This window comes from Neobacillus drentensis, from assembly GCF_036965245.1.
Lineage (GTDB): Bacteria > Bacillota > Bacilli > Bacillales > Cytobacillaceae > Neobacillus > Neobacillus drentensis_G.
Genome location: NZ_JBALPG010000233.1, coordinates 1 through 1790, shown reverse-complemented (window position 1 = coordinate 1790; position 1790 = coordinate 1). Strand labels below are relative to the sequence as shown.

Below are 1790 nucleotides of genomic sequence, written 5' to 3'. Positions count from 1 at the left end.
AATTTATATTTTACGTAATAATCTTTTTGTAGTTGACGTAAACCTCACTTCTATTCACTTTTTGTTCAAAGACAAAAAAGTCTAAACCCTTATTATGGTTTTATTTTTGGACAAGAAAGTCTAAACATTTTAAATATATTTCTGGTAAATTTAAAAAATGACTTCTCCTTGTTTTTTTCTTGCCTAACTTAAATAAAATTGTCAAGTTCCAATAAGAAGCAAATTAGCCACCAGGATGTTGGTGGCCTTATGCTTGAAGCTAATAATGAAATCTCTTTACCTTTCAATTATACTTATTCAGTAGTGTTTTCATTTCTTCCGTACTCGCATAATCTATTGCCTTTCGTCCAAGTGAATCTACCAAGTTTTTATTAGCTCCGTGTTCCAACAAATATTTTGNNTTTATTAATCGAGCGTTTTATTAAGTGGTTAGAATTGATAAAACAGTTCAAAAGGTTCCGTAGTGGTTCTCCAGATGATAACATCCCGATGTATCTTGCTCCATGTTCCAACAAATATTTTGCAGTATCTAAAGCATTAGTAGAACTAGCACCTATTAGTGGAGTAAATACTTCCGCCGGAGGCTTTTCCAAACCTTGATTTACATCCATTCCCTTTTCTTCGATTAAGTAGTTCAAGAGTTCTACATTGTTAGCCCGGGCGGCCAATACCACTTGTTTCTGATTGAGCTCTGCACCTGCCGCCTCTAGTTCCTTAAAAATAAGCGTAGCTTTGTGAGCATCTTCTTTATTCACCAATTTAACTGCCCCTATTGTAACGAGGTGACTTGCAATATTTGTATAGTAGGTACCTTCCGCCGCAACGTTTTCATCAGCGCCATTTTCAATGAGAAATTTCACCATTTGTAAGTCATTTTCATCGTAAAAACTAAGTGTGACATCAAGTGCAGATGGCAACCCTTTAATTCTTCCAACCACTGCCCCTTTTTCAATTAGCAGTTTAGCAATCTCAAAGTTTCCACGATTACTTGCCACTGCAAGCGGTAAATCCGCATACTCTGTCTCCGCACTTTCAATGTTGTAGCCACGTACAGGGCAGTTTACTTCAAGACCTGAATTTATGAGTTTGACTAACTTTTCCTGCTGCTCTTTAATTTTTTCAGGATTTTTCGAGTCTTCTTCCGACATCTGAAAAAGCCGTAAAAATTCCTCACTTTTTTTATAGTCCGCCTCTGTGTATCTTTTTATATTGGAGTGTTCCCATGTATACGATCCATAGAACCAATAACCTTTTACAAATACCAGATAAATTAACCCAATTGCTACTAAAACCACAGTAATCAGAAAAAATTTAAAGTTCTTGTTTGCCAAACCCATATTAATACCCATTCCTTTCCTGACCATGAAAATAACTGCAATAATCTAAAACACAGAAACTAGGGATTTAAATTGCAAAAATCGGTTGGCCCTCAAATAAACCCGGTTAATATAGAGGTCCCCCCATTTAAGCCGACGATGTTTTTACTTAAATTCATAATCAATAGCAACTTGAATCGGATGTTGAAATGGTGGATACTTAGTTGTCTTTTTTATGGGGCAATTTTTTTGCTTTCCTATCTCTTTTATAACATTTTTTATATATAAAATTCGATTTTTGGGTAAATAAAAACTAATTTCATCATTGGCTTTTAATGGAATTTTCGCGAAATACATCGGGATGTTATCATCTGGATAACCATTTCGGAACCTTTCTGGCTGTCTTATTAATTCTAACCACTTAATAAAACGCTCGATTAATAAATAAGTGGTTATTCTATTAAAAATATAATT

General features: G+C 34.5%; 1 protein-coding gene and 1 pseudogene. Both read right to left on the bottom strand.

Annotation, left to right across the window (positions count from 1 at the left end):
- Positions 1-371 precede the first annotated feature (371 nt).
- Positions 372-863, bottom strand: a complete 492-nt coding sequence (locus V7150_RS26730) for an ankyrin repeat domain-containing protein (RefSeq protein ID WP_438825763.1) — start codon at positions 861-863, stop codon at positions 372-374.
- A 618-nt stretch (positions 864-1481) separates the two neighbouring features.
- Positions 1482-1790, bottom strand: a pseudogene (locus V7150_RS26060) (hypothetical protein); the annotation flags it as partial.